Annotated in this window: 21 protein-coding genes; 15 read left to right on the plus strand and 6 right to left on the minus strand. The window is 52.1% G+C overall.

Translation table 11 applies throughout. From position 1 onward, the window contains the following. Positions 1-9: 9 nt before the first annotated feature. Complete coding sequence (gene uspC, locus ABIE10_RS00755) at positions 10-438, minus strand: universal stress protein UspC (RefSeq protein WP_016153445.1); 429 nt, start codon at positions 436-438, stop codon at positions 10-12. A 792-nt stretch (positions 439-1,230) separates the two neighbouring features. Between uspC and flhD the strand changes: the two genes are divergently transcribed. From flhD to cheW, 6 genes are all read left to right on the plus strand, one after another. Next, complete coding sequence (flhD, locus tag ABIE10_RS00760; RefSeq protein ID WP_016153444.1) at positions 1,231-1,572, plus strand: flagellar transcriptional regulator FlhD; 342 nt, start codon at positions 1,231-1,233, stop codon at positions 1,570-1,572. Beyond that, positions 1,569-2,153, plus strand: coding sequence for a flagellar transcriptional regulator FlhC (flhC, locus tag ABIE10_RS00765; RefSeq protein ID WP_085951062.1), 585 nt, complete (start codon positions 1,569-1,571; stop codon positions 2,151-2,153). The genes flhD and flhC overlap by 4 nt, the downstream gene beginning before the upstream one ends. A gap of 124 nt (positions 2,154-2,277) precedes the next feature. Continuing rightward, entirely contained in the window at positions 2,278-3,165 is an 888-nt protein-coding gene (gene motA / locus ABIE10_RS00770; protein WP_016153442.1) for a flagellar motor stator protein MotA, read from the plus strand. Continuing rightward, positions 3,162-4,091, plus strand: coding sequence for a flagellar motor protein MotB (gene motB / locus ABIE10_RS00775; RefSeq protein ID WP_016153441.1), 930 nt, complete (start codon positions 3,162-3,164; stop codon positions 4,089-4,091). The genes motA and motB overlap by 4 nt, the downstream gene beginning before the upstream one ends. A gap of 4 nt (positions 4,092-4,095) precedes the next feature. Further along, positions 4,096-6,138: a chemotaxis protein CheA gene (gene cheA, locus ABIE10_RS00780; RefSeq protein ID WP_396069718.1), complete on the plus strand. Its 2,043-nt coding sequence runs from the start codon at positions 4,096-4,098 to the stop codon at positions 6,136-6,138. Between the two features lie 20 nt (positions 6,139-6,158). Further along, on the plus strand, positions 6,159-6,662 hold the full coding sequence (gene cheW, locus ABIE10_RS00785; RefSeq protein WP_003034638.1) for a chemotaxis protein CheW: 504 nt from the start codon (positions 6,159-6,161) through the stop codon (positions 6,660-6,662). A 75-nt stretch (positions 6,663-6,737) separates the two neighbouring features. On the opposite strand, the gene ABIE10_RS00790 is transcribed toward cheW, so the two are convergent. After that, complete coding sequence (locus tag ABIE10_RS00790) at positions 6,738-7,997, minus strand: dicarboxylate/amino acid:cation symporter (RefSeq protein ID WP_016153439.1); 1,260 nt, start codon at positions 7,995-7,997, stop codon at positions 6,738-6,740. 406 nt (positions 7,998-8,403) lie between these two features. Between ABIE10_RS00790 and tar the strand changes: the two genes are divergently transcribed. The 6 genes from tar to cheZ are packed head-to-tail and all read left to right on the plus strand — an operon-like array spanning position 8,404 to position 14,708. Then, complete coding sequence (tar, locus tag ABIE10_RS00795) at positions 8,404-10,059, plus strand: methyl-accepting chemotaxis protein II (protein ID WP_429154364.1); 1,656 nt, start codon at positions 8,404-8,406, stop codon at positions 10,057-10,059. Positions 10,060-10,102: 43 nt separating this feature from the next. Next, a complete protein-coding gene (tap, locus tag ABIE10_RS00800) occupies positions 10,103-11,704 on the plus strand; it encodes a methyl-accepting chemotaxis protein IV (protein WP_104651435.1) in 1,602 nt (533 codons plus the stop codon). A 19-nt stretch (positions 11,705-11,723) separates the two neighbouring features. Next, positions 11,724-12,596: a protein-glutamate O-methyltransferase CheR gene (cheR, locus tag ABIE10_RS00805; protein ID WP_016153436.1), complete on the plus strand. Its 873-nt coding sequence runs from the start codon at positions 11,724-11,726 to the stop codon at positions 12,594-12,596. Then, positions 12,593-13,642, plus strand: a complete 1,050-nt coding sequence (locus ABIE10_RS00810) for a protein-glutamate methylesterase/protein-glutamine glutaminase (RefSeq protein WP_016153435.1) — start codon at positions 12,593-12,595, stop codon at positions 13,640-13,642. The genes cheR and ABIE10_RS00810 overlap by 4 nt, the downstream gene beginning before the upstream one ends. 18 nt (positions 13,643-13,660) lie before the next feature. After that, entirely contained in the window at positions 13,661-14,050 is a 390-nt protein-coding gene (gene cheY, locus ABIE10_RS00815) for a chemotaxis response regulator CheY (RefSeq protein WP_016153434.1), read from the plus strand. Positions 14,051-14,063: 13 nt separating this feature from the next. After that, positions 14,064-14,708, plus strand: coding sequence for a protein phosphatase CheZ (cheZ, locus tag ABIE10_RS00820; RefSeq protein WP_029139578.1), 645 nt, complete (start codon positions 14,064-14,066; stop codon positions 14,706-14,708). Positions 14,709-14,811: 103 nt separating this feature from the next. Here the strand turns inward: cheZ and ABIE10_RS00825 are convergent, their stop codons facing one another. The 4 genes from ABIE10_RS00825 to ABIE10_RS00840 all read right to left on the minus strand — a co-directional run bounded on the left by ABIE10_RS00825 (position 14,812) and on the right by ABIE10_RS00840 (position 19,920). Next, on the minus strand, positions 14,812-15,960 hold the full coding sequence (locus ABIE10_RS00825; protein WP_425135080.1) for a fimbrial protein: 1,149 nt from the start codon (positions 15,958-15,960) through the stop codon (positions 14,812-14,814). After that, on the minus strand, positions 15,947-18,505 hold the full coding sequence (locus ABIE10_RS00830) for a fimbria/pilus outer membrane usher protein (protein ID WP_429154368.1): 2,559 nt from the start codon (positions 18,503-18,505) through the stop codon (positions 15,947-15,949). Before ABIE10_RS00830 ends, ABIE10_RS00825 begins: the two co-directional genes overlap by 14 nt. A gap of 5 nt (positions 18,506-18,510) precedes the next feature. Beyond that, positions 18,511-19,218, minus strand: a complete 708-nt coding sequence (locus ABIE10_RS00835) for a fimbrial biogenesis chaperone (protein WP_429154370.1) — start codon at positions 19,216-19,218, stop codon at positions 18,511-18,513. Between the two features lie 96 nt (positions 19,219-19,314). Beyond that, positions 19,315-19,920 (minus strand): fimbrial protein, encoded by a 606-nt coding sequence (locus tag ABIE10_RS00840; protein ID WP_429154372.1) that lies wholly within the window; start codon positions 19,918-19,920, stop codon positions 19,315-19,317. 601 nt (positions 19,921-20,521) lie between these two features. On the opposite strand from ABIE10_RS00840, the gene ABIE10_RS00845 reads away from it, so the two are divergent. From ABIE10_RS00845 to ABIE10_RS00855, 3 genes are all read left to right on the plus strand, one after another. Next, positions 20,522-21,373 carry a helix-turn-helix domain-containing protein gene (locus ABIE10_RS00845; RefSeq protein WP_047502126.1) on the plus strand — a complete coding sequence of 284 codons (852 nt, stop codon included), beginning with the start codon at positions 20,522-20,524 and terminating at the stop codon, positions 21,371-21,373. A 106-nt stretch (positions 21,374-21,479) separates the two neighbouring features. Continuing rightward, the gene (locus ABIE10_RS00850; RefSeq protein WP_141875333.1) at positions 21,480-22,781 is read left to right on the plus strand and encodes an MFS transporter; all 1,302 of its coding nucleotides are present in this window, start codon (positions 21,480-21,482) and stop codon (positions 22,779-22,781) included. Between the two features lie 24 nt (positions 22,782-22,805). After that, positions 22,806-25,472 carry a family 78 glycoside hydrolase catalytic domain gene (locus ABIE10_RS00855; RefSeq protein WP_429154375.1) on the plus strand — a complete coding sequence of 889 codons (2,667 nt, stop codon included), beginning with the start codon at positions 22,806-22,808 and terminating at the stop codon, positions 25,470-25,472. Positions 25,473-25,492: the final 20 nt, after the last annotated feature.

Genomic DNA, 25,492 nt, shown 5'->3' on the forward strand with positions numbered 1-25,492 from the left:
AAACGCAGGTCAATCTCCAGCCAGTGGAACCAGCAGAACATCCACGTGGCTGGCACCGATCACGCTTTTTGCTGAGCAGGACGCGCGCGAAAAGAAGCTGTGGTTATGGTTGCCATAAATGACCAGATCGACCGCGTGTTTACGGCATACATCCAGAATATGTTCATTCAGTGCCCCATAGGTAATAAAGGTATGCTCAATGGGGTACTGTGCTTCTTTGCTGAGCTTGTCGATAAAATCCTGAGTCTCCTCTTGCATCACTTCGCGCAGGTCCTCCAGCATAGGTGCTGCAAACTGATTATACAGTTCAGGGTCTGAGACCAGGGTTATCAGGCTAATACGAGCGTTGACAGGGCGAGCGATTGAAACCGCCTTGGCTAACAACTGCTGGCTTTCAGGGGTGGCGGCAACGGCCACAAGAATGTGTGTATAGCTCATAACTCGCTCCTTTTTTCAAGAATTATGAGAGGGTTTATCAGCATTGCTCGGCTTACTCCATACTGCAACGTTTCCTTCCCGGATAGTGTGAATGTCATCATGCTTATTCATTAATTATTCTTATAAATAGAATAATTGCGTCATATAACTTGTAAATACGTTCAGCTTACTTAAGTAAAACTCACCGCTAATGAAAACAATGTGTTAATTAAAAATTAACAAAAGTTAACATTTAATGGGTTATCACTACCCGGTATTAATTAATCACCCTTAATATTTAAGTCATTGTTTATAAAGGATTTAATTGAAATGGTGTTTTACATTAAATATGTGATCAAGCTCGCTATTTCACAACGTGATATTAACGTTTGTGAACAAAATACTATTCGCTTTTATTGCAAGAATATTCGTATGTCAGGAATTGAAATGGCGAATTTGAGGTTAAAAAATAAGCAAAGTAAAAGCTGTGCTGATGGATTTATGTTAAGTGTTTAGCTGGTTTATGTGATCTATGTCACATATTCTTCAAATTCGCAGCATAGCTACGTTGTATGTGTAACGGGCGGCGGGTAGAGTTGCGTCGAATTAGGAAAAATCTTAGACATTTGTAAGAATTGATGTGAGCTTGTAAGGGGCGCGGCTTTCTGAAAAGGGAATGTTTAGACAACGCGTAAGTGCCGTCACGCTGCTATGTATTTGACCTTTTGCTTTTTTTTACCGGGCCTTCCCGGCGACATCACGGGGTGCGGTTTCACCGCATGAAAACAATGTTGGTTATTATGGATGCAAATAATGCATACATCCGAGTTGCTGAAACACATCTATGACATCAATTTGTCATATTTATTGCTTGCACAGCGTTTGATCGTTCAGGACAAAGCATCTGCGATGTTTCGCCTTGGTATCAGCGAAGAAATGGCGGACACGTTGGCAACATTAACACTTCCACAAATGGTCAAACTGGCTGAAACAAACCAACTGGTCTGTCATTTCCGTTTCGACGATCACCAGACCGTTACTCGCCTGACGCAAGACTCCCGCGTTGACGATCTTCAGCAAATTCATACCGGTATCATGCTTTCAACGCGACTGTTAAGCGACATCGATGAAGCAGCGCGCAAGAAAAGGGCTTGATGATGAGCGAAAAAAGCATTGTTCAGGAAGCGCGTGATATCCAGCTAGCAATGGAATTAATCACATTGGGCGCCCGTTTGCAAATGCTGGAAAGCGAAACGCAATTAAGCCGTGGCCGACTTATCAAGCTGTATAAAGAATTACGCGGCAGCCCTCCGCCAAAAGGGATGCTGCCTTTCTCCACCGACTGGTTTATGACGTGGGAACAAAACATTCATGCTTCGATGTTTTGCAACGCATGGCAATTCCTGCTCAAAACTGGTTTGTGCAGCGGCGTGGATGCCGTGATCAAAGCGTATCGTTTATACCTTGAGCAGTGCCCGCAGCCAGAAGAAGGGCCACTGCTGGCGTTAACTCGCGCATGGACGTTGGTGCGTTTTGTCGACAGCGGATTGCTGGAGTTGTCCCGATGCAATTGCTGCGGTGGGAATTTTATTACCCACGCTCACCAACCCGCAGGCAGCTTTGCCTGCAGTTTATGCCAACCGCCATCACGCGCCGTAAAAAGACGTAAACTTTCCCAGAATGCTGCCGATATTATTCCACAACTGCTGGATGAACAGATCGAACAGGCTGTTTAACTGATACGGTGTGGACAAACACTCCAGCAGCGGTAAGCGATTACCGCTGCTTTTTTTTGTCCTGACCTCGAGTTAACTGCCCGACTGCGCATCCTGTCATAGTCAATTGCGAAAGGATGATGTCGTGCTTATCTTATTAGGTTACCTGGTTGTTATTGGTACAGTTTTCGGCGGTTACATGATGACCGGCGGACACCTTGGGGCACTCTATCAACCGGCTGAGCTGGTGATTATCGGTGGCGCGGGTATTGGGGCATTCATCGTCGGCAATAATGGGAAAGCCATTAAGGGGACGATGAAAGCCATCCCGATGCTTTTTCGTCGTTCAAAATACACCAAAGCGATGTATATGGATCTGCTGGCGCTGTTGTATCGCCTGATGGCCAAGTCACGTCAGCAGGGCATGTTCTCGCTTGAACGCGATATCGAAAACCCCAAAGAGAGTGAAATTTTCGCCAGCTATCCGCGCATTCTTGCTGATGCCGTGATGCTTGATTTCATTGTCGATTATCTGCGTCTGATCATCAGCGGCAACATGAACACGTTTGAAATTGAAGCGCTGATGGATGAAGAGATTGAGACGCACGAAAGTGAGGCCGAAGTCCCGGCCAACAGTCTGGCGATGGTGGGGGATTCATTACCGGCGTTCGGGATCGTGGCGGCGGTCATGGGGGTTGTCCATGCGCTGGCTTCTGCCGATCGTCCGGCGGCTGAACTGGGTTCGCTGATTGCACATGCCATGGTAGGGACATTCCTCGGTATTTTACTGGCCTATGGATTTATTTCTCCGCTTGCCAGCGTTCTGCGCCAGAAAAGCGCTGAAACCACCAAAATGATGCAGTGTGTGAAGATAACTCTGCTCTCCAATCTGAATGGTTACGCGCCGCCAATTGCCGTCGAATTTGGTCGTAAGACTCTGTATTCCAGCGAACGTCCATCGTTTATCGAACTGGAAGAGCATGTTCGTGCGGTGAGAAATCCAACTGCGCAGCAGACGACCGAGGACGCATGAAAAATCAGGCCCATCCCATTATCGTTGTAAAGCGACGCAAGCATAAAGGTCACGGTGGTGGGGCGCATGGTTCGTGGAAAATCGCCTACGCCGATTTTATGACCGCGATGATGGCCTTCTTTCTGGTGATGTGGCTCATTTCCATCTCTAGCCCTAAAGAATTGATCCAGATTGCCGAATATTTCCGTACGCCGCTGGCTACTGCGGTAACCGGGGGAAATCGTATTTCGAATAGCCAAAGTCCAATTCCAGGCGGCGGGGATGATTACACCCAGCAGCAGGGAGAGGTGAACAAGCAGCCGAATATCGATGATCTGAGAAAACGCATGGAACAAAGCCGCTTGAGCAAACTTCGCGGCGATCTCGATCAGTTGATTGAATCTGACCCCAAACTGCGTGCGCTGCGCCCGCATTTGAAAATTGATTTAGTTCAGGAAGGGCTGCGGATACAGATTATCGACAGTCAGAATCGCCCGATGTTTAAAACCGGTAGCGCTGAGGTGGAACCGTATATGCGCGATATCCTGCGAGCCATAGCGCCAGTGCTTAACGGCATTCCTAATCGAATCAGCCTTTCCGGCCATACGGATGATTACCCTTACGCCAATGGTGAAAAAGGGTATAGCAACTGGGAGTTGTCCGCCGATCGCGCTAACGCGTCGCGTCGCGAACTGGTTAGCGGCGGTCTGGATGATGGAAAAGTATTACGTGTGGTAGGTATGGCCGCCACGATGCGTCTGAGCGATCGCGGTCCTGAAGACGCTATCAACCGCCGTATTAGCCTGCTGGTTCTCAATAAGCAGGCGGAAGAGGCCATTTTGCACGAAAACGCTGAAAGCCAGAATGAGCCGGTAAGTGTCTTACAACAGCCAGCGGAACTCCCGCCGGCAAGCGTTCCCACATCGCCACCAGCCAATCCGAGGTGATAGCGTGAGCATGGATATAAGCGATTTTTATCAAACATTTTTTGATGAAGCTGACGAACTGTTGGCTGACATGGAGCAACACCTGCTTGATTTGGTTCCTGAAGCCCCGGATTCCGAACAGCTGAATGCAATTTTTCGTGCTGCGCACTCGATAAAAGGCGGGGCGGGCACCTTCGGCTTTACCATTTTGCAGGAAACGACCCATCTGATGGAAAACCTGCTGGATGAAGCGCGGCGTGGCGAGATGCAGCTCAATGCCGACATTATCAACCTGTTTTTGGAAACGAAAGATATTATGCAGGAACAGCTCGACGCCTATAAAAACTCAGAGGAGCCGGATGCCGCCAGCTTTGAGTACATTTGTAATGCGTTACGACAGTTAGCGCTCGAAGCGAAAGGTGAAACCGCACCGGCAGTCGTCAACACCGCAAAACTGAGCGTTGTTGACAGCGCTGCAATGCAGGAAGAGGCGGTTGCACAGCCTGAGTCCGCAAGCGAAGAGAGCAAGAAACGCATTATTCTCACGCGCCTGAAAGCCAATGAAGTGGATTTACTGGAAGAGGAACTGGGGAACCTGGCGACCTTAACCGATGTGGTGAAAGGGAGCGACACGTTGTCAGCAACGCTTGATGGCAACCTCGCAGAAGATGACATCATCGCGGTGCTGTGCTTTGTGATTGAAGCTGATCAGATTGAATTCGAAACCGTCAGCGCAGCGCCGGTAGCCGTTGAAACTGAAGCAGAAACGGTAGCCGTTGTCGCGAAGCCGCAGCCGGTTGCCGTTGCGCCAGCGGCGAAAGCCGCCGCCAGTGAAGCGCCAAATGGACGCGCGGAACGCGACAAGCCCGCCCGCGCCAGCGAGTCGACCAGCATCCGCGTAGCGGTTGAGAAGGTCGATCAGCTCATTAACCTGGTCGGTGAGTTGGTCATCACCCAGTCTATGCTGGCACAACGTTCTAACGAACTGGATCCCGTCAATCATGGCGATCTCATCACCAGTATGGGTCAGTTACAACGTAACGCCCGCGACTTGCAAGAGTCGGTGATGTCGATTCGTATGATGCCCATGGAGTACGTGTTCAGCCGTTTTCCGCGTCTGGTGCGCGACCTGGCCGGTAAGCTGGGTAAACAGGTCGAACTGACACAGGTGGGAAGCTCAACCGAACTCGACAAGAGCCTGATTGAACGCATCATCGATCCGTTGACGCACCTGGTGCGTAACAGCCTCGATCACGGTATTGAACTGCCGGAAAAACGCCTTGAAGCCGGGAAAAGCCCAATCGGTAATCTGACGCTTTCCGCGGAGCACCAGGGCGGGAATATCTGTATTGAAGTCACCGATGATGGCGCCGGTCTGAACCGTGAACGAATCCTCGCCAAAGCTATCTCCCAGGGGATGCCGATCCACGAAAACATGAGCGATGACGAAGTCGGTATGCTGATCTTCGCCCCGGGCTTCTCGACCGCTGAACAGGTGACGGATGTCTCTGGCCGCGGCGTGGGTATGGATGTGGTGAAGCGAAATATCCAGGAGATGGGGGGCCATGTTGAGATCCAGTCCAAACAGGGACAGGGGACGACTATCCGAATTCTGCTGCCGCTGACGCTGGCGATCCTCGACGGCATGTCCGTGCGCGTGGCCGACGAAGTCTTTATTCTGCCGCTGAATGCCGTTATGGAATCACTGCAACCGCGCGAAGAAGATCTCCATCCGCTGGCCGGAGGAGAGCGCGTGCTGGAAGTGCGTGGCGAATATTTACCGCTGGTTGAGCTGTGGAAAGTCTTTGAAGTTGAAGGCGCAAAAACCGAAGCGACTCAAGGTATTGTGGTGATTTTGCAAAGTGCAGGGCGTCGCTACGCGCTGCTGGTCGATCAGTTAATTGGTCAACACCAGGTGGTCGTCAAAAACCTGGAAAGCAACTACCGCAAAGTGCCAGGTATTTCTGCAGCAACGATCCTCGGCGACGGCAGCGTCGCGCTGATTGTCGATGTCTCTGCATTGCAGGGATTAAACCGCGAACAACGTGTGGCGATCACAGCCGCCTGATTGAGTGAGAAGGGAATAATATGACCGGTATGAGTAATGTAACTAAACTGGCCGGCGAACCGTCAGGTCAGGAATTCCTCGTGTTCACACTGGGGGATGAAGAGTACGGTATCGATATCCTGAAAGTGCAGGAAATCCGTGGGTACGATCAGGTGACGCGTATTGCTAACACGCCTGCGTTTATCAAAGGTGTCACCAATCTGCGCGGTGTGATTGTGCCGATTGTTGACCTGCGCGTGAAGTTTAGCCAGAGCGATGTGGATTACAACGAAAACACTGTGGTGATTGTGCTGAATCTGGGCCAGCGGGTGGTCGGAATTGTGGTGGATGGCGTCTCGGATGTGCTGTCGCTGACAACGGATCAAATCCGTCCGGCACCGGAATTTGCCGTAACGCTGTCGACGGAATACCTGACGGGACTGGGGGCGCTGGGTGACCGGATGCTGATCCTGGTTAACATTGAGAAGCTGCTCAATAGCGAAGAAATGGCGCTGCTGGATATTGCCGCCAGTCACGTCGCGTAACCGCTATACCGTATCCGGCCTACAATGATTGCGGTTGTAGGCCGGATACGCGTAGCACATCCGGCAGATTTCCCCTTACGCTTCCCGCTCAACCAGCTCCGGTTCTTCTTCCAGTAAACCTTCATCTTGTGCCAGCATCGCCGTTGCAATCCCGTTACCTAATACGTTGATTGCTGAACGTCCCATATCCAGGAAGTGGTCAATACCCATCAGTAACAGAATCCCGGCAACCGGAATATTAAAGCTCGGAATGGTTGCTGCCAGCACCACCAGCGCAGAACGCGGCACGCCGGCAATCCCTTTTGACGCCAGCATCAGCGTCAGCATCAGGACGGTGATTTCTGCAAAGGAGAGGTGAATGTTATAGGCCTGCGCGATAAACATCGAGGCAAATGAACAGTAAACCATCGAGCCGACCAGGTTAAATGAATAACCGATAGGCAATACAAATGACACGATGTTAGGCGAGCAACCAAATTTGGTTAATTGCTCCAGCGTTTTTGGATAGGCGGCTTCCGAGCTGCTGGTAGTAAATGCGACCAGAACCGGATCTTTCAGCATGCTTACCAGACGAAAAACCTCTTTTTTCAGCATGACATAACCGACCGCCAGCAGAACCAGGCAGGTCAGCAAAATAGCCACATAGTAGCCGCCGATGAACGACGCATAGTTAAGCAGGATCCCCAAACCCTGGGTGGAGATAACGGAGGAAATGGCGGCGAAAATGGCCAGCGGCGCAACGTACATCACGTAGCCAGTCACCTTAAGCATAATGTGGGAGACCACATCCAGCGCGGCAACCAGCGGGGCATTGAACTTCTCACCAAGGGATGCGCCACCAATACCGAAGAACATCGAGAACACCACAATTTGCAGGATCTCATTGTTGGCCATCGCCTCGGCTATGCTGGTTGGGATGGTGTGAGTCAGAAAACCTTTCAGGCTCATGCCGCTCACGGCCAGGCCGGTATCAGTGGCTTCCAGCGGGATCGCCAGGTTCAGGCCGCTGCCGGGTTGCTCAAGAGAAACCACAAACAGACCGACCAGAATAGACAGTATGGAAGAGCTGATAAACCAGATCATCGCTTTGCCGCCTACGCGCCCGATGGTGGACGTTTCCCCCAGGCGCATAATACCGACGGTCAGGGTGCTGAATACTAAAGGTGCGATCACCATTTTAATCAGGCGCAAAAAGATGTCGGTGAGAAGCGTAATATTATCGGCCCAGGCGGTCACTACGCCGGGGGCGGCATAAGAGTGGATCACCGCCCCTGACAGGATCCCCGCCAGCATGAAGATCACGATAAACAACGTGAGTTTGTTTGCATTTGCCACTAAAAAGCCCTCAGTAAGGATTTAACATTTATTGTTCGGTTACTCATTTTTTATATTTATTAATTGGTAACTAAGTATTCATCATATAAATTGAATTAAAGCGCCAGCTGATACAACTTTTTTTAATTTTTTATCCATTTTGTTGTGGTGCAGAGGATATGTATTTGTGATCCTGGTCACGAAATAATGACTGTTTCATCCAATATGACCGCGTCCACAGATAAATTTGAATGTTATTCACATGATAATTGTGACGTTTTTATGTGAATGATTTGTGGTTGCCGTACACCCGTCTTCCCCTCCTTCCGCGAGGCTTCACGTCCCTTCAGGATTTCCTTTTCGCAAACGTAAAGTTATCTCAGCGACTGCCGATAACGTTGATAACTCGTTTTCAGGAAGGTGCCTTATGTTTAACCGTATCCGCGTTGTCACAATGCTGATGATGGTGCTGGGGGTTTTCGCACTGCTACAGCTTGTTTCCGGTGGTCTGTTGTTTTCTTCATTGCAGCAGAATCAGCAAAGTTTTGTTATTTCTAACGATCTTCGACAGCAGCAAAGTGAACTCACCTCAACATGGGATCTGATGCTGCAAACACGTATCAATTTAAGCCGTTCTTCTGCACGCATGATGATGGACGCGTCCAACCAGCAAAGCAGCGCGAAAAACGATCTGCTGAAGAATGCGAAAGCATCGTTGGCGCAGGCCGAAACACATTACGCAAAATTTAAAAACATCACACCGTTACCCGAGATGGTAGAAGCCAGCGGTAACGTTGAGGAGAAGTATCAGCAGTACCATGCGGCTTTAACAGAACTGGTTCAGTTTCTGGAGAACGGCAATATGGACGCCTATTTCGCGCAACCGACTCAGGGAATGCAAAACGCGCTCGGTGAGGCGCTGGGCAAGTACGCCAGCGTTAGCGAAAAGCTTTACGCTCAGGCATTCGATAAAAGTGCGCGGGATTACCATTTCGCCCAATGGCAGCTTGGCGTGCTGGCCGTAGTGCTGGTGCTGATTCTGGTGGTGGTGTGGTACGGCATCCGCCATACCCTGCTTAATCCTCTGTCTCGCGTCATTGCCCATATTCGGGAAATCGCCAGCGGTAACCTGACCGCGACCCTGGCCGTCAGCGGTCGTAATGAAATCGGCGAGCTGGCCAGTACGGTTGATCATATGCAGCGCTCGCTGACGGAAACCGTCACCCTGGTGCGTGAAGGTTCTGATGCGATTTATTCCGGGACCAGCGAAATTGCCAGCGGGAACACCGACCTTTCATCTCGTACTGAACAGCAGGCCTCTGCGCTGGAAGAGACCGCAGCCAGCATGGAACAGTTGACCGCAACCGTGAAGCAAAATGCGGACAACGCGCGTCAGGCCTCGCAACTGGCGAAAAGCGCCTCCGATACCGCACAGCATGGCGGCAAAGTGGTTGATAGCGTGGTGAACACCATGCACGAAATCGCCGATAGCTCGAAGAAAATCGCCGACATCATCAGTGTTATTGATGGTATTGCTTTTCAGACCAACATTCTCGCACTGAACGCGGCGGTTGAAGCGGCGCGTGCCGGTGAACAAGGCCGTGGCTTTGCTGTGGTTGCGGGCGAAGTGCGTAATCTGGCAAGTCGCAGTGCGCAGGCAGCGAAAGAGATCAAAGCGTTGATTGAGGATTCGGTTTCCCGAGTGGATACCGGGTCCGTATTGGTAGAAAGCGCAGGCGAAACGATGAACGACATCGTAAATGCCGTAACGCGGGTGACCGACATTATGGGCGAGATTGCCTCGGCCTCCGACGAGCAAAGCCGGGGGATTGATCAGGTGGCGCTCGCGGTATCCGAGATGGATCGCGTTACGCAGCAGAACGCCTCGTTGGTACAGGAATCGGCTGCCGCTGCCGCTGCTCTTGAAGAACAGGCCAGCCGCCTGACGCAGTCGGTGTCGACTTTCCGCCTTGCGTCACGTCCGGCGTCGGCTAAGCCGCGCGATACACGATTACCTGCAACGGCGGCCGCATCCTATCCGCGCCAGAACAATGAACAAGATACGAATTGGGAAACATTTTGACTGATAGTTAAACCGCGGCCAGTGCCGCCCAATGGGAGCGTTGATGTTTAATCGTATTCGAATTTCGACCACGCTGTTTTTGATTTTAATCCTCTGCGGTGTTTTGCAGATTGGCAGTAATGGCTTGTCCTTCTGGGCATTTCGGGACGGTTTTCAGAACCTGAATCAGGTCGAACGAAGTAATCAGCAACGCGCTGCGCTGGCCCAAACCCGCGCTGTGTTATTACAGGCCAGTACGGCCCTTAATAAGGCAGGGACGCTGACCGCCCTGAGCTATCCGCCAGAGGATATCAACACGCTGATGACCCTCGCACGTGATAGCCTGGCGCAGTCTGAATTGATGTTTAAACGCTTTATGGCGACATCGGATACGACGGCACAAGGGAAGGCGCTGTTTGGCGCAACGGAGAAAAGTTTCAGCCAGTGGCACAGCGCTCTTGCGCATCAGGCCACCTGGCTTGAAAACAATCAGTTGTCAGATTTTCTGACCGCGCCGGTGCAGGCTGCTCAGGATGCTTTTGATGCAAATGTGAATGCGTGGCAGAGCAACATTGATCGCGTGTTGCAAACGGCAGGAGAGCAGAGCCAGCGAAATTACCATATGTCGGGGGGGATTTTCGCCACCATGGTGGTACTGGCGGCACTGCTCACCAGCGGTGCGCTGTACTGGTCGCGCAAGATGATTGTCCAGCCGCTGGCTATCGTGGGCAGTCATTTCGACAGCATTGCCGCGGGTAATCTGGCCCGGCCAGTAGCGGTTTATGGGCGCAATGAGATCTCAGCCATTTTTGCCAGTCTGAAGAAGATGCAGCAGGCACTGCGTGAAACGGTAAGCGAAGTACGCCAGGGCAGCTCAGCCATGCATAGCGGTATTTCAGAAATCGCGATGGGCAATAACGATTTGTCTTCGCGCACTGAACAGCAGGCGGCCGCGCTGGCGCAAACGGCAGCCAGCATGGAACAACTGACCGCCACCGTAGGACAGAATGCGGATAACGCGCGCCAGGCGTCAGGAATTGCCAAAAGTGCGGCAGATACAGCGCATAAAGGCGGCGAACAGACGTCCCGGGTCGCCAGCACCATGCATGAGATTTCCGCGAGCTCGCAGAAAATTGGCGACATCATCGGCGTGATTGACAGCATTGCCTTTCAGACCAATATCCTCGCGCTGAATGCTGCGGTTGAGGCCGCTCGCGCGGGTGAGCAGGGGCGTGGTTTTGCCGTGGTTGCTGGCGAAGTACGCAATCTGGCAAGCCGTAGCGCACAGGCGGCGAAAGAAATTAAGGGGCTCATTGAGGAGTCTGTCACCCGAGTGCATCAGGGCTCGCAGTTGGTTGATATGGCAGCGCGCACCATGACGGAAATTGTCAGCTCGGTTACCCGGGTTAACGACATCATGGGCGAGATTGCCTCTGCGTCTGATGAACAGCGCAGAGGCATCGAGCAGGTGGCGCAGGCCGTCAGCCAGATGGACTCCGTGACGCAGCAAAACGCCGGGCTGGTGGAAGAAGCCGCATCCGCCACCGGACAACTTGCCATGCAGGCCGATAATCTTTCTGCCTGTGTCGCATTTTTTAAGCTTGAAGAGCAAACCGTAGCAAAACAAGAATTGGCGCAGCCGCAGGTTGTGCCCGTTGTATCCTGAATGTGATTGAGAAGGCGCTATGACATCATCTCTGCCCCCTGGGCAAACGTCATTATTGTTACAGATGACACAGCGCCTCGCGCTGTCTGACGCGCATTTTCGTCGGATATGTCAATTAATCTACCAGCGTGCGGGGATCGTACTGGCCGACCATAAGCGGGACATGGTTTATAACCGCCTGGTCCGCCGTCTGCGAACCCTGGGACTGGATGACTTTGGTCGCTATCTCAGCATGCTGGAAGCTAACCAGAACAGTGCTGAGTGGCAGGCTTTTATTAACTCTCTGACTACCAATCTGACCGCATTTTTTCGCGAAGGGCATCATTTTCCAGTGCTGTCAGATCATGCTCGTCGGCGCAGCGGTGAATACCGTGTCTGGAGCGCGGCGGCGTCAACCGGAGAAGAGCCGTACAGCATTGCGATTACGCTCGCCGATACCTTAGGTATGGCTCCGGGCCGCTGGCGTGTTTTTGCCAGCGACATTGATACCGAAGTGCTGGAAAAAGCCAGAAGCGGCATCTACCGCCTTGATGAGCTAAAGACGCTGTCACCGCAGCAGCTACAGCGTTATTTCATGCGCGGCACCGGACCGCATGAAGGACTGGTACGCGTTCGGCAGGAACTGGCGGGACATGTTGAATTTTCCAGCGTGAATTTACTGGATAAGCAGTACAACGTGCCAGGCCCCTTCGATGCCATATTTTGCCGTAACGTAATGATCTATTTCGACAAAACGACGCAGCAGGACATTTTGCACCGTTTTGTTCCACTTCTTAAACCAGATGGGCTGCTGTTTGCAGGTCATTCAGAAAACTTTAGCAACCTCGTGCGCGAGTTTAGCTTGCGTGGACAGACGGTGTATGCGCATGCGCCAGGTAAGGATAAAGCATGAGTAAAATCAGGGTTTTATCGGTTGATGATTCTGCACTGATGCGTCAAATCATGACCGAAATTATTAACAGCCACAGTGATATGGAAATGGTGGCGACGGCGCCGGATCCGTTGGTTGCCCGGGATTTAATCAAAAAATTCAATCCCGACGTCCTGACGCTGGATGTGGAAATGCCGCGCATGGACGGCCTCGACTTTCTTGAGAAGCTGATGCGTCTGCGTCCGATGCCAGTGGTTATGGTCTCTTCGCTGACCGGTAAAGGTTCTGAGGTCACGCTGCGGGCGCTGGAGTTGGGGGCGATTGATTTTGTCACCAAACCACAGTTGGGGATCCGTGAAGGGATGTTGGCCTACAGCGAAATGATCGCTGAGAAGATCCGCACCGCGTCGCGTGCAAAACTGGCGGCCCACAAACCCATGACGGCACAGGTGACCTTGAAAGCGGGACCGTTACTCAGTTCTGAAAAACTGCTGGCGATTGGCGCCTCAACCGGAGGAACAGAGGCAATTCGCCATGTACTCCAGCCATTGCCGCTTTCAAGTCCCGGTATTCTTATTACCCAACATATGCCGCCAGGATTTACCCGCTCATTCGCCGAGCGTCTGAACAAACTGTGTCAGATCACCGTGAAAGAGGCTGAAGACGGGGAGCGCGTGCTCCCAGGGCATGCGTATATCGCCCCTGGTGACAAGCATATGGAACTGGCGCGCAGCGGGGCGAACTACCAGATCAAAATTCATGATGGTCCACCGGTTAACCGGCATCGGCCTTCAGTGGATGTGCTGTTCCATTCGGTGGCAAAACATGCGGGGCGTAATGCCGTGGGAGTGATCCTGACGGGTATGGGCAACGATGGCGCCGCCGGAATGTTAGCGATGAACCAGGCGGGTGCCTGGACCATTGCGCAAAACGAAGCAAGTTGTGTGGTGTTCGGCATGCCGCGCGAGGCCATCAATATGGGTGGCGTAAGCGAAGTGGTCGATCTTAGCCAGGTAAGCCAGCAAATGCTGGCGAAAATCAGTGCCGGACAGGCAATACGTATTTGAATCAGGAGTTTATTTTTTATGGCGGATAAAGAGCTTAAGTTTTTGGTTGTGGATGACTTTTCCACCATGCGTCGCATCGTGCGTAACCTGCTCAAAGAACTGGGTTTCAACAATGTTGAAGAGGCCGAAGACGGCGTGGACGCGCTGAATAAGCTGCAGGCTGGGGGATTTGGTTTTGTCATTTCCGACTGGAATATGCCGAACATGGATGGCCTGGAACTGCTGAAAACCATTCGCGCTGATGGCGGAATGTCGGCCCTGCCGGTGCTGATGGTTACGGCGGAAGCGAAGAAAGAGAATATCATTGCGGCGGCACAGGCTGGCGCCAGTGGTTATGTCGTGAAACCGTTCACGGCGGCGACGCTAGAAGAGAAACTCAATAAAATCTTTGAGAAACTGGGCATGTGAGGGTGTGATAATGATGATGCAACCACAAATTAAACCTGCTGACGAACATTCAGCCGGGGACATCATCGCGCGCATCGGCAGTTTGACCCGAATGCTGCGCGACAGCCTGCGTGAACTGGGGCTGGATCAGGCCATTGCCGAAGCGGCAGAAGCGATTCCCGATGCCCGCGATCGTCTTGATTACGTTGTGCAGATGACCGCACAGGCGGCCGAGCGCGCGCTGAACAGCGTGGAAGCTTCGCAGCCGCACCAGGACGCGATGGAAAAAGGTGCCAAAGACCTGACCAAACGCTGGGATGAATGGTTCGAAAATCCGATCGAGCTGTCTGACGCCCGTGAACTGGTCACCGATACCCGCCAGTTCCTGGGTGATGTGCCAGGGCATACCAGCTTTACTAACGCTCAACTGCTGGACATCATGATGGCGCAGGATTTCCAGGACCTCACCGGTCAGGTCATCAAGCGCATGATGGATGTTATCCAGGAGATTGAGCGTCAGCTGCTGATGGTTCTGCTGGAAAACATTCCAGAGCAGGGCGCTCGTCCAAAACGTGAAAACGAAAGCTTGCTTAACGGCCCGCAGGTTGACACCTCAAAAGCCGGCGTGGTGGCAAGTCAGGATCAGGTTGACGACCTGCTGGATAGCCTCGGGTTCTGATCCGTAGCGTTTTTATTTGCTGGCCCGGCAGGCGCTCGCCGCCGGGCATTCTAACCGATAACGGCTTGCGCGTTATCCGGCCTACAGATACCTATCGTTCTCTTTACTTAATATCCATTTTTACGGTGACGTTGCCTTCATATTTACCGGCTACCGGTTTCCTCTCGGTGGTGCTCACTGGGGCGGCGGTCATTTTAATTACGCCGTTGCCCTGTTCATCCAGGGTTATCGGGAAGTCAAACGAGCCATCGAGCTTGACGGCTGTATCGTTGTCGTCATACATCCTGACGCCGATATCGTCGCGGCCTAACATTTTGGCAATGTAGCCGTCGCTGCCGCTATTCCCGTGGTCGGCGGTTAGGGTCATTTTGATTTTGTCCTGATTATCTGTGGCGGGATTGTCACAATGGTAAGAGATATCGACCGATTTAATGCCATTAGCAGGCGGAACGCCTGGCGTGGTAAATGCGCTGGTAGTAAGAACCGGAAACTCAACCTCAATCTGACTCCCCGCGTTAATGGTGCAACTGAGCGGGGCGCGGAGAACGCCGCCGAGGCGAATCTCGGACACCTTCTCAGGTACGGTACAGCCGTTAGGATTGTTGCTGGAACCGTAGTACAGGCAAGCATAGTTTTCCACGACGGTTTGTGGCTGGAAAATCTCTTCACCAAACACCGGTTTTTTAAGATAGAAAGTGGCGGCAATGACATTCCACTGAAACTGGCGTTTTACCGTGCTGGCGCCGACAGGCCGGGTTTCATCACTGCATACGGATTGCTGTGATTCCGTGGATTTTGTGTTGGCGTCGGCATATTTCTGCATGGTCAGGGTGGGGTAAACGTCAATGTCGATATCGACCATGTTATTACCATCCTGGTGATTGATGGCATCAGGATATCCTGCCAGCTTAACGTCCAGCTTTTCGGTGAGGAAACCAACGCCCTCTCTTGAAGTCCCTCGCTGTAATGGACTACCAGCAAAAGATATGGAATAAACAGTGGCCCTGCTGCCGGTTTGCATGTCTGATGGGCAGCGACAGTTGGCGGTGATAGGCCCACCCGCAGAGACTATGTGTCCCGCATTGTGTGTCATTCCGGAAAGGTTGTTGGCCGCCACGACGTCTTGTTCGATACGGGTCGTATAGATGCCCGGCGAGCTAAAGCAGTTTTGTAGTGGCGTAGCTGCGCAAGATCCTGCGGCGCTGAAGAGTATCAGACCGGCGAGCCCGCGCTTTTGGTTAAGGCTGAGCATGTTTTTTCTCCTGAAGACACTGTGCGCGCGTGTTACGTATTCCCGTTGGGTTGTTACTATCAGAATCGGTTGCCAGAGCCAGCGTTGCACGGCACTGCTGTTCTGGCCCATCGCCCCATTTCACCGTAATGGTCATGCCATCGGTGATACCTGCCAGGTAGAGCACGCCGTTTTCATCGACAATACCGGTTTGTGTTTGCCCATCGACACTAGCAAACGCGCCAAAGGGGACGGGACTGCCGCTTTCACGCCGCAAGGTGACCAGTACACGATAACCAACCCAGGTGCTGAAATGGGCGGTGACGGCTGCGTTGCGGGTGGGAACCACGGTGACGACGGTGGCATTGGTATCGACATCATCCGGCAATGTGGTGGTGTCCAGCACAATGCGATTTTCCTGATAGGCGGAAAGGGATGGAATGATCGCGTTGCCAAAGCTATCGCTCTGCACGCCACGCTGATTCTGAAAGCGCAAGCCGGAAGCCTCATCGGTATCGACGATGGCAAATTCGCTACTTAACGGCTGTGCCAGGGTGACGCCGTGAGGATGCGCCACTACGGCGCCGCTGACGCTGTAGCTGATCTGTCGGGAATCGTCAGACGCATAATAATAGCCGCCGCTTAAGTTGGCGTACTGCGAGCGGTAGGTGCTGTAAATGCTGCTGTTACCCGTGCCGTCATGGTTGGTGTGGCTCTGCTGTAGTGAATAACTCAAGCGCTGGTCGTCAAGTAATGTGCCGCCCAGCCCAACATTCTGGTTGGTATCGCCGCGTTGGCTGTTGCTGATGTTATAGCTCGCCCAGCTATTCGGCAGCCAGCGGCTCAGCGGCACACTAAGGCTGAAGGAGACGATTCGATCGCTGTCGCTATCGTCATTTTTGCTGTAGGTATAGGCCAGATGGTAGCTGATGCCGTTGACGGTGGTGCTAAAGCCTGCGGATAAATTACGTTCTTTGCGTGAGGTTCCCCAATAATCCTGTTGGTAGCCGTTAAGATACAGGCTGCTGGAGAAAATGCTTTGGCTGATGCTGGCCTGAATGCGGTTACGTTTATTGTACTGATAGCGCCAGTCATCATCGCCATTATCATCATCTATTCTCTGATTGGCATCAGCAAAGCTGTAATAGCCGCTGGTGGAATAACGATAACTGGCCAGTGTGATGTTGGTGTCGGTAGTTTCAATATTTTTGCTGTACAGCAAGCGGTAAGACTGCCCATCGTGCTGTTCACCGTTATCCAGCGTGGTTTTTGCCCAGGTGACATCTGCGGAAACAGATCCAATAGTGCCCAGCGCGACGCCGACGCCGCCAACGCCAGCCTGATAATCCTCCGCAGCCGTTAGCCCACCAAACAACGTGAAAATATTGTTCAGACCATAAATGGCGCTGCCCTGCACAAACATCGGCTCTTTGTCGCCGCTGTTGTTATTGGCACGATAACGGGCGGCAGTGACTTCATATTTTACCCGACCAGGGCGTAGCATGACCGCCACGCTGGAGTAGGGTTGGGTAAAGTGGCGCTCGCTGCCATCGGCTTCTTTAATCGTTACTTCCATGTCACCGCTGTTAGAGGTGGACGAGATATCGTTAATTTCAAACGCCCCTGGCGCGACGTTAGCCTGATAAATCAGGTAGCCATTTTGCCGCACGGAGACTTCAGCATTGCTGTTGGCAATACCGCGAATGGTTGGCGCGAAGCCTCGCTGGCTAAAGGGCAGCATATTCTCGTCGGAAGCGAGGTTAACGCCCTGATATTGCACGCTGTCGAACACCTCACCACGGGTGCTGTTTTCACCAGCGGTGAACTGAGACTTGAGAAATTGTACGTCATGCTGAATATAAGTTTGCAGCGACTGCCAGGACTGCTCATCGTCGTTTTTGTCCCAGGTGGCATAATTACGCAACCGCCAGCCGCCGAGATTTAGCCCACTTTGTAGGTTCAGGTATTGGTTTTTGTCAGTGCCGCCATTGCCGCTGTCATTTTGCGAGCCAGAAAATGCATAGTTGGCAAACAGAACCGGCACGCCGTTGTCCCAGCGCGAAGGATCTACCGAGCCGCGGCTGTGTTCATCCAGCGCCGCCTGCGGCATACTGATACGCAGCATCATGGCGTTAAAATCGAAGATCGCCGTGGCTGCCGTAATGTACTCCCCCAGTGCTTTGGGCAGTGGTTTATCAGTGGGCAGTGCGGCCAGTTCGCTAAAGGCCTCCACGCGTACGCCCCAGTCGCGCAGCATCGCGGGGGTAATCTGCGGCTGTAATTCGCCGCTGGCGTCGTTGAGGTAGTTGATATCCTGCTGTTTTGAACGCTGCTTGTTAATCACTACCGTTGATGAGTAAGTCCCGGGGAGCTGCGCTTTATTGTTGGAAAACAATGATAGATCAACATCCTCGTGCAGCGCTGCATCGCCTTCCAGCCCGGTGGGTGGAAAGTAGTATTCGCGGGCGTACGGCTGAGTTGAGAACAAAAGCAGAACCGCACCCAGCGCTTGTAATAGCGGGTTGAGCCGCCAGTATGGCTGGGGCTGTGTCAACGTTTTTACCATTCGAATTATCCCTTCGACAGCGAGGTAGTAAAGGGAGGGGTCGCGTTGCCGTAGTCGCTAATACAGCGCCAGGTGACCGATTGCCCGTTGGCATTGGCCGGTAGCGGTATCTCGGCGCTGCTTTTTGGTGTCACCATGTCGGCTTTTTTAAGCAGTGTGTCACCCAGCTTCACAGAGTCGAAGATGCTGTGGAAAGCTCCCTCGTTGACCACGCGCAGGACGTTGCCGTTACGGCTAAAACGCAGGTTTTTGCAGTTTTCGCCCGGCGACCCTGCCAGACCTTTGGGGCGAAAGAACAGTTTGAGTCGGGTTTTATAAATCAGCCGGAGGACGTTTTTGTCGATACTGCCCTCTTCTTTGGCGACGGCGGGTATCGTACGGACGTTAATGTAAAATAGTGACTCTTTGTCCTGAGCGACGGCTGCGCCTGACCAGGTGATACGCAGGTTTTGCTCTTTTTGCGGGTCAAGGCGAAACAGCGGCGGGGTAATAATAAAGGGGCCACGGGTTTTCCCGTCGCCGGTGTCGGTCCATGACTGAACCAGCCACGGTAATTCGTTATCCTCGTTAGCGAGCGATAATGCGACCTCTTTTTTATTGGCATCGTAAACGACACGGGTGCGACCAATACGAATGCCTGCTGCATCGCAGGGACCCACGGTGCTAATGATAAGAGGCAGCAGCAAAAAAACAGATGAAATTATTTTACGCATCGCAAATCCCTGCGAAATAGCGAAAGAATCCGCTAAACAGAGCCAGTGGCGACTGGCTCTGTTTAATATTAAACAACGGTCTGTATTGCGGCGTGATTAACGATAGACAATATTCACGGTCATATCGGCGTCTGCCGCACCCGCGGTAGTGAGCGCTGCGAAGGATTTATAGCGGGCATTAAACTCAGCAAGAATGGCATCACCCGCTGTATCGGGCAGGTCGATATAGACCTGGCCTTCGGCGGCGTCCATCGTTAACAATGTCGTATCTGCACCCGCAGGTGAAACGGCAATACCCACACCGGTGGCAACTGGGTTACTGCCGCCAGGGTTATCAGCCACGGTGGTAATTTCGCTAACATCCAGTAAGCTGGTGCTGCCCGTTAACGCGTGGGTGCCTTGAAAGGTGAGCTGCACTTGTGGCAGACCTGTGGTGGCAACCGGGCAGTTTTTCAGCGTAATAGTAAACGATTTCAACGGCGACTCGGTACCCACACCGCCTTCGTTAAACAACGACGTTGGATAAGTGCCTAAAGGAACCGTGCTATCTGTACTACCGGCATCGCCCTCAATGACACAACTTGGCTCTATCAGTTCACCGGTGAAATGAATTATTCCGGCATTGGCTTCATCAGCGAATGCACTACTGGTGGTCGCCATCGTGAGAATGACTGCGGATATTAATTTATAACGTAACTTCATTTTAACAAACTCCATCTGTTAATAATATTATTTAATCCATTCACTGTAATTCTATTTAAGAGATTGATAATCTTTTAGTGAATAGTGTAACCGGTGTATCAATCCCTGCTATTAGATATAAGCCTTGCTGATTTTTGCGGATTATAATTTGATTTCTTTTTTTATCAATAGCGAATAAGATCTATTTTTAATTGTTTGGCGACATTTATGTTTTAATGTTTATTAATTCGTTTTTAATATAATGTAGAGTGTGTGTTTATTATAAAATAATAAATGTAAATCCTATGGTGCATAAACAGTTCGCGTAAAATGATTCGCCAATATATATTTCTTTCACTAATAGCCTACGATAACCGGTTGAATGCCTGGATGAGGTGGGTTCATCTGCACGGCGTATATCCTCTTTTTTATGCCATAACTTGGCGGTTATTTACCGAAATGATGCTGAGGTCACAGCAGGTTACGCCTGAGTGACAGTGCGATATATAGACTTGTCATAATAATTGCAGTTAAATGGTTATCAGTGCAAGGCAATATATTATGTCAGTAGGTTATTTATCGATATCCCGAGTGTTTTTACTCGAATAGCGGCGGGGGAGATATGCGAATTTTACGTGAGAATGATTTTTTTCATTCAGAGCAACATGCGTTTTGTCTTTTTTCGATGAATAACCAATTAATGGAAGGTGTGCACGGGCATGATTTTGATGAACTGGTGATTGTCCGTAGCGGTAGCGGGTTTCATATTATTAATGACTTGGTTCGTTTTATCTGTCAGGGTGACTTTTTTTTAGTGACCGCTAACGATACCCATAGTTATGTTTCAACTAATAATCTGTCGGTTATTAATATATTGATTCGTCGCCCGCGCAGTTTTCATTTTTTACAGCACATTGATAATTTGCTCGATTGTATAAAAGAAAAACTTCTACAGCCTACCGCGCTGGCGTTAACTCAGGGAGCGCTGGCGCGTATTGAGGTATTGAGCCAGGAGATAATCTCACGTAACGAGAGTAACTATGACGTGCTCTATTTTTCATTGTGTGAAGTCGCTTTGCTGAACATCATCAACACGCTTTGCCAGTGCGACCGCCAAACCGAGGCGCTTAGTCCTGATGAGCGAGGGCGAGCCAACCTGATCCGTATGCTCAAGACCAGTAGCTTGCGTCATTTGGACTGGAATATGTTGAGTGATGATAACGGTGTTGCCAGGCGCACGATGTATCGCTTAATTAAGCGAGTGACCGGTTATACTCCGGTTAAATTCCAGATGTTGTATCGTGTATTAAAAGCTCAAGAATTATTGCGCACTACGGATAAAACCATCAGTGAAATTGCGGCACGTTGTGGTTTTATGAATGCGATCAGGTTGACTGAATCGTACCGACGGTATTTTCATTATCCTCCAAGCCATGAACGTGAACTTCATTCACGAGTTTTAATTGCGATTTAATTGTTAGGTTAATAACAATAAAAAATTATTACTACCATTCATCGTGACGGGGGTAGGCCATACGCTTATTTCTCGCCATACTGTCTGTAAATTTAAGGGAATCGTTATGTCAAAAAATAAAACACCTAACCCCTGGTATATTGGAGTGGTGTCTGGAATGGCATCATATATTGATTCGGCGGCTATTGTTTCCAGTGGTACAGCCTTAGTCATTTATCAAAAAACAATGGGTATTACTGCACTACAAATTGGCATTTTATCTGGATTATTAACGCTGAGTATTGCCGCTGGGGCTTTTGGTGGCGGTCGTCTTGGAGACCGTATTGGTCGTCGTAATGTTTTTATTATTACGATGGCGATGATTTTTATCGGCACGCTGGCGCTGGCCTTTGGTTTGAACTTCCCGTTCCTGGTGCTGGGCACACTCTTGGTGGGGCTGGCGACAGGGGCTGATTTACCCGTCTCTCTGGCGACTATCTCCGAAGCGGCGAACGATGAAAACCGCGGCAAAATTATCGGCTTGTCCAATTTACTCTGGCTGGTGGGAATTGGCGCCACGATGGGGATCTCCGCTATCGTCGGCGACTGGGGGGTGATTGGCGCGCAAATCATGTATATGCACGTTGGGCTGGTGGCGGTTGTGCTGATGATCCTGCGTTGGTCTATCCCTGAGTCGCCGCTGTGGTTGGCGGCAAAGGATGAACTGCGTCGTGGCATCGCCACCGTGCGGGCGCAGAAAACCGGCTGGCGCGATCTGCTCGAAGGCAAATACCTGTGGCCGTTTATCTCGCTGTGCATCTTTTATACCTTCACCAATCTGGCGGCCAATACCGGCGGGCAGTTTGGGGCTTATGTAGCGGTAAATGTGGTGGGCATTTCGGTCAGCACGCACTCGCTGTGGGGGCTGTTGATTCTGCCAGTGAGCGTGGCGTCTGGGTTGATGTTTATGCGCGTCGTTGATACCTCAAAACGGGTTCCATTCTTTATTTTTGGCGCGGTGATGATGTCCGGTGGTTATTTCGTGCCGGTACTGTTTAATTTCTCACCGCTCTCCTGGTTCTGCTGCCTGCTGTTTACCAATATCGGCACAGGATTTGCCTTCGAAGGCATCATGAAAGTGTGGGCGCAAGAGTCATTCCCCACCATGCTACGCGCCACCGCGCAAGGGGTGATTGTCGGTGTCGCCCGTCTGACCTGCGGCTTGTTGGCGTTCGTCACTCCTGTGCTGTTGAGCGCGGGGCCGGTGGTTCTTTATTGCCTGCTGACGGCGATTGTGGCGATAGGCATGGTTATCGGCTGGCTGTGCTTCCACGGCAAGCAACGTAATGAATTTAATGCAGAAACAGAAATGGTGGCGACGTCTGATAACGGACAGGCGTCGCACGATACTTTGCGGGCCAAAGCCTGAATATGAGCCACTGAGGGAAAAATTATGTTGGCAGTAGAAAAGATTACGCTCAACTATGAAACCACGCTGACGGGCTGCGAAACGCTACCGGTTTTCGGCTGGATAATCACCAGTACCTTGCGCGATGTACAGCAGCGTAGCTGGCGTTTGCAGCTGTCGGCGCAAGAAGATTTTGCCCAATGCCTGTTTGACAGCGGCGAAATGCACGATGACCGCTCCAGTAATATCGAATTGCCCGACGTCGCCTGCCAGCACTCGACGCGCTATTTTGTGCGGGTGCATATTACCGACAACCACGGTGAAGAGAGCGGCTGGAGCCCGGCGGCAACGTTTATTACCGGCCTGCCAGCGCAAGCGTGGCAAGGGGTGTTTATCTCGGCTGAAACGCCGCAGGATAAAGACAACTCAAAAGGCACGTTGTTGCGCCATGCGTTCAGTTTGCCCGACGGTGATGACATTGTTTCGGCGGTGGTACATGCCAGCGCGCTGGGGCTGTACCAACTGTGGATCAACGGCGAAAAAGTCGGGCGTGATGAGTTATCGCCCGGCTGGACGAGCTACCACCACCATCTGTTGTATCAAACCTGGGATGTGACCGAGCACCTGCGAGAAGGCGAAAACGTGATTGGCGCGATGGTGGGAGCGGGTTGGTATAAAGGGGATATGAGCTTCAACCGCTATCGCAACTATTACGGCCAGCAGACGGGGTTTATTTGCCATATGGTGGTGACGCTCCGCGATGGTAGCCAGCGGATAATCGCCACGGATGCACACTGGCAGGGCTGCGATGACGCGATTTTGTTTGCTGAAATTTATGATGGCGAAGTGTATGACGCACGTCGGGAGCAGCGCGGCTGGAGCGAGCCTGCGTTTAGCGCCGGGCATTGGCGTGCGGTGACGACGCTTGCGGTAGAGACGTCGGTGCTGCAACCGCAAACGGCCTGCCCGGTACAAGAAATAGAACGGCTTGCGCCGTGCTCAATCATCACGACGCCAAAAGGCGAGACGGTGCTTGATTTTGGCCAGAACCTCAGCGGCTGGGTGGAGTTTCGGGTGCGCGGTGCGACAGGTGAGCGCGTGGTGCTGCGCCATTTTGAAGTGCTGGATGCCGAAGGCAATGTTTATCTGGCGAACCTGCGCACCGCCAAACAGTGCATTGATTACACCTTACGCGGCGATGGCGAAGAATGTTATCACCCGCATTTTACCTTTCAGGGTTTCCGTTATGTGCTGATTGAACGTTGGCCTGGCACGCCGACGCGGGATGATTTTGTCGCGGTCGTGCTGCATTCCGCGATGACGCCGACGGGTCACATTGAAACCTCAAACGCGGATCTCAACCAACTGCATCACAACATCATGTGGGGGCTTAAGGGCAATTTCGTCGATATCCCAACCGACTGCCCGCAGCGCGATGAACGTCTGGGATGGACGGGCGATGCGCAAATTTTCTGCCGCACCGCCAGTTATCTGATGCAGACGCGCACTTTTTTTGCCAAATGGCTGACCGATCTTCAGCATGACCAAACGCCGGAGGGCGGTGTGCCGCACGTCATCCCCGATATCCTCACCGGCAAATGCGACAACGACCGCTTTTTATCCCACGGGCGCACCCATTCCGCCGCCGCCTGGGCCGATGCGGCGGTGATTAACCCGTGGACGCTGTACCTGATGTACGGCGATAAACAGACGCTGGCCCGCCAGTACGACAGCATGAAAGCCTGGGTGGAGTTTATGCATGACAACGCTGTTGAGAACCAGTGGTCGTGGAAACTGCAGTTTGGCGATTGGGTTGCGCTGGATGCCAAAGAGGGCAGCTATTTTGGCGCAACGCCGAATGAACTGACCTGCATGGCCTACTATGCGTTGTCCACGCTGCTGCTGGCGAAATCAGCCAAAGCACTGGGAAATGACGTTGATCACACCCATTATCAGGCGCTGCATACCGCGATTGTCGAAAGCTTCCGCAATGAGTTTTTTACCGCCACCGGGCGGCTGGCGGCGCGCACGCAAACGGCGCATATTCTGGCGCTTTACTTCCAGTTAGTGCCGGACGCGCACCGCGAGCGCACCGTGCAAACGCTGCTGGAACTGCTGGCGGAAAATGACGGTCATCTGGTGACGGGGTTTGTCGGCACCCCCTATTTCTGTCACGCATTGAGCGAAAACGGGCAGGCCGACGCGGCGTGGCAATTACTGATGAAAGAGGACTTCCCAAGCTGGTTGTATCAGGTAAAGGCCGGGGCGACGACGATTTGGGAACACTGGGATGGCGTGAAACCGGATGGCACAATGTGGAGCCCGGACATGAACTCCTTCAACCATTATGCCTACGGGGCGATCGGTGAATGGCTGTATCGCGTGGCGGCGGGAATAAATACCGAAGAACACGCGCCGGGCTTTAAATCTTCGGTACTGCGGCCTATTCCGGGCGGTGGCCTGACATGGCTGAAAGCGCGATACGGCTCGGTATATGGTGATATTGCCGTCCACTGGACGCAGGAACCGGCGCGCGATGGCTTGCAGACCATCACTCTTGAGGTAGATATTCCGCCGAATACTCACTCAATGGTGATCCTCGATGGCGCACAAACGCTGCTCGATACCGATGGCCTCGACTTCGCGCCAGTAGACGGCGGCTATGGCGCGCAGGTGGGATCGGGCCATTATCGCGTTATCTGGCAGCGCTAACCGCGTGATTGTCACGGCAG

The sequence above is a fragment of the Citrobacter sp. 506 genome (assembly GCF_050434985.1).
GTDB classification, from domain to species: domain Bacteria; phylum Pseudomonadota; class Gammaproteobacteria; order Enterobacterales; family Enterobacteriaceae; genus Citrobacter; species Citrobacter braakii.